The sequence below is a fragment of the Cytophagia bacterium CHB2 genome, assembly GCA_030263535.1.
Taxonomy (GTDB): Bacteria; Zhuqueibacterota; Zhuqueibacteria; order Zhuqueibacterales; family Zhuqueibacteraceae; genus Coneutiohabitans.
This window is the reverse complement of sequence record SZPB01000505.1, coordinates 1-3,524: the sequence shown is the minus strand read 5'-3', so window position 1 is coordinate 3,524 and position 3,524 is coordinate 1. Positions and strand designations below refer to the sequence as shown.

Sequence of the window (3,524 nt, the reverse complement as noted above, 5' to 3'; positions counted from 1 at the left end):
GCTTTCTCTGGAGAAGAATTCTTAAAATATTGCCAGAGGGCAAATGCAACTGCGCAGAGAGCAAGCGTGATAAAAAACCTTCGCAACATAAGCGTAAACGGAAATTCAATTTTTGACAGCGCCGGCGAGCAAACCGCCAGCGAACCATTTTTGAATAATGGCAAACAATAACAATGATGGTAACGTGGCAACGACGCTGGCCGCAGCCAGCGGCCCGGTACGCGCCTGGCCTTCCATGCCGGTATAGCGCGCCAGCTCCACCGGCAAGGTGACGGCATCCGGACTTTTCATCAACACCAACGCGAAAAAAAATTCGTTCCACGCCGAAATAAACGTGAACAGCATGGCAGCCCCCAGCGCGGGCAGCAGCGTCGGCAGCAGAATGCGAAAAATGATTTGAGCGCGCGTGGCGCCGTCAATCGCCGCAGCTTCTTCCAAATCCACCGGAATGCTTTTCAAGTAACCGTGCAGCATCCACAACACAAATGGCAAGGACCAGACAACGTAGACCAACGCCAATCCCGGCAACGAATCCGTCAACCGCAGACTCCGCAACAAGACATAAAGCGGAATCATGATCAAGATGGCTGGAAAAATTTGTGAGGTCAATATCCAGCCCAGAACCGCCTGGTTCAGCGCGGATCGAAAACGCGCGAGGGCGTAAGCGCCGGGCAAAGCAACAATGACGCCGAGAAATGTGGACAGCAAGCCGACCATCAGGCTATTACGGATGGCGGCCAGCACGTTGCTGCCGCGCAGGATGGTTTGATAATGTTCCAGAGAAAAAGATACCGGCAACAGCCCGGGCACGCCGGCATAAATTTCCGGCGTGGTTTTGAACGAGGTGCTCAGCACCCAAAGCAATGGGAACAGCAGAAACGTGATAAAAGCGATCAGCACGATCTGGGTGCTTGCATTTTTTAACAAAGCGTTAGGCCTTGGCATGTGTTTGCTGTATCAAAATTCTAAGCCAGCCGTTCGCGAAATTGAATACGCAAATAGGTAAAGAGAACCAATGATATCACAATGACCATAACATTACCGATGGCGGCGGCATAGCCGACATAACCGTAACGAAAGGCCTCTTCATACGCCGCCAGCATCGGCAGCCGCGTCAATCCGCCCGGGCCGCCTTGCGTCAAGACCCACACCAAGCCAAAGGTGTTGAAGTTCCACATAAAGGATAGCGATACGATTGCCGCCAGCACCGGCGTCAGCGCCGGCAAAGTGATATGAAAAAACTCGCGGATCGCGTTTGCGCCGTCGAGCCGCGCCGCTTCATACAAATCCGAGGAAATAGACTGCAGGCCGGCGAGCAAAAACACCGCGGCTTTGGGAATCTCACCCCAGATGCCGGCAATGATCACGGCAGGAATGGCAAACTCAAAACTCGAGAGCCAATTGACGGGCTTGGCAATCCAGCCAATCTGCAACAATGCGGCATTCAACCAGCCGGCATCCATGTCGTAAATCTGGCGCCACACAATGCCGCGAATGATCGGCGGCATGGCCCAGGGCGCGAGCATCAAAACAGCATAAACCGACGTAAAGCGAACTTTCGTATTGAGCAACATCGCCAGCGCCAAACCGAGCAACACCTGGCCGGCAGTTACGGCCAACGTCCACACCAACCCCACGCGGAACGATTGCCAAAAAAACTCATCCCGCGCGAGTTGAATATAATTTTCGATGCCATTGAACTGAATGGGATCGCCCAGGCGATAATCGGTAAAGCCAAGATAAATGCCTCGTGCCAGCGGGAAAATCGAGAGCAACAGCACCGGCAGGATGACGGGCAGCAGCAGCTTGAGTTGTTCTTGCTTGTGCGATCTCTTGGAATTCAATTTGATCAAGGAAATTGGCAACGAAACTCGGATTACCGGTTTGGGGCAAAGCGTAACGGCAACGTACATGCATCGATAAAACGCGAGGCAAAATGATCGTATTTCACGCCAGCATGGTTGCGGCCAACAATGAGAATCAACTCTTGCGCGGGATCCAGACGAAAAATCGCGCCGGAGGCTGCTTCATGGCCAAAGGCTTTATCGCTCAAACCGTGTCCACCCAACGGCGCAGCGCCAATGCCCCAGCGTTTTTGGATTTGAGGGTTGATCGCTTCCAAGGAAGCCGGCAGGAGGCGGTCGAAGCTTTCTGCGGAGAAAAAAGAATATTCACCATAACTGCCGCGATTCAGCAGCATTTGCGCGAATTTCGCCAGGTCATGGCTGGTTGCATACAAACTTCCATAAGTGTTATCAACCGTTGCGTGCTGCATGTTTAATGGTTTGAACAAACATTCTTCCATTAAATACGGAACGGCGCGCCCGCTCAACCGTTCCATAGCCTTGCCTGCCAGCGCATAACCGAGGCGATTGTATTGGAAATTTTTGCCGACTTCAAAATAAGGCAAGCCGTGCGCGACAAAATTTTCGAGTGCGGGATTCCAATCCGAGCCCCATTCGCCATGCCAGGCGCCGCCGTGCGTGTGCGTAACCGCATGCCGGAGTGTGAGCTTGACACCATCTAACGGTTGCATTTCCGGCAAATATTTTTGTACAGGCGCGTCAAGATCGAGCAAGCCTTGATCGACAAATTGCATTAGCAAGACACCGGTCAACAACTTTGTGATTGAGGCCATCCACGTGGGCGTGTCAACCGTCATCGGCGAGCCGTCTGGCTGCGTGCCAAAGGCTTCACGAAAGATGATGCGCCCTTGATGCGCCAATAAGGCCGTGAACGGTTCGCTAGCATCTCGCGCCCAATCCCGGCAAACCGCACGAATCTTTTCGATATCAGATGAGGTGTACGGCGAGGCGCCGTTGCTCGCATGAATGAGTTCACGCGCAATCGGGCGGGCGTGACGCTGCGGCGGATTGAAAGAAATCGGTTGCGCGTTTAGCCCCTCCTGCTTCCGTTTGAAGCGAATCCACCATTGCCGGTCGCGCAAACGCGGGCTGTCGAGGCCATGTTGCGTTGTATCCATTTCCGCAAGGCCGGCAAGAAAAATCGCGGCGTCTGGGCTGGTTTGTAAATAGAAAAGCAGGTTGCCGAATGAAAATGCGCGAAAATTATTTTCATATTTTTGCCAAAGCGCAGGGGAAATTCCCAGCGCTGGCAGCGCATTGATCTGAATCGAAACATCGCCGCCATAATCATCCAAAGCAATGGGCGCGCAATAAAGCGTGATATAACGTTTGATCGTGAATCCGTTCGGCGTCACGCCTTCTGCTACAGCAGTATAGCGCCCGGCCGCCGTCGCGCGCTCCACGCGGTTCATGTTTTTGTCATAATAACTCACGTGCAATGCAAATTTCCCCAATTCGTTGTCAACCATCGCAGGGCGTTTCCATTGCACCCCGGGAAGTTTTCCGGGCGGAAAGACATATTGCTCGGCGAGCAATTCTTCCTCCAAAAACGCTTTGATGCGCTTTTCGGTGATCGCGCGCAATGCAACCGTATCCACCGTTTCGCCGTTCAGCCTGAGCACCACAGCATCGTTTTCATGCTGCTGTTCGCGCGGGATG

At 53.2% G+C, this 3,524-nt stretch carries 3 protein-coding genes; all 3 read right to left on the bottom strand.

The annotated features are described in order from the left end of the window. Nucleotides 1-105: 105 nt before the first annotated feature. Complete coding sequence (locus FBQ85_28030; GenBank protein MDL1878982.1) at nt 106-945, bottom strand: carbohydrate ABC transporter permease; 840 nt, start codon at nt 943-945, stop codon at nt 106-108. 20 nt (nt 946-965) lie between these two features. Continuing rightward, nucleotides 966-1,913, bottom strand: coding sequence for a sugar ABC transporter permease (locus FBQ85_28025; protein ID MDL1878981.1), 948 nt, complete (start codon nt 1,911-1,913; stop codon nt 966-968). Next, a partial coding sequence (locus FBQ85_28020) for a beta-lactamase family protein (protein ID MDL1878980.1) occupies nt 1,877-3,524 on the bottom strand: 1,648 nt, incomplete at its 5' end. The genes FBQ85_28025 and FBQ85_28020, both read right to left, overlap by 37 nt.

Coding starts and splice junctions, on each gene's coding strand:
- FBQ85_28025 (MDL1878981.1), bottom strand. CDS start 1,913: ATGTACGTTGCCGTTACGCTTTGCCCCAAACCGGTAATCCGAGTTTCG.
- FBQ85_28030 (MDL1878982.1), bottom strand. CDS start 945: ATGCCAAGGCCTAACGCTTTGTTAAAAAATGCAAGCACCCAGATCGTG.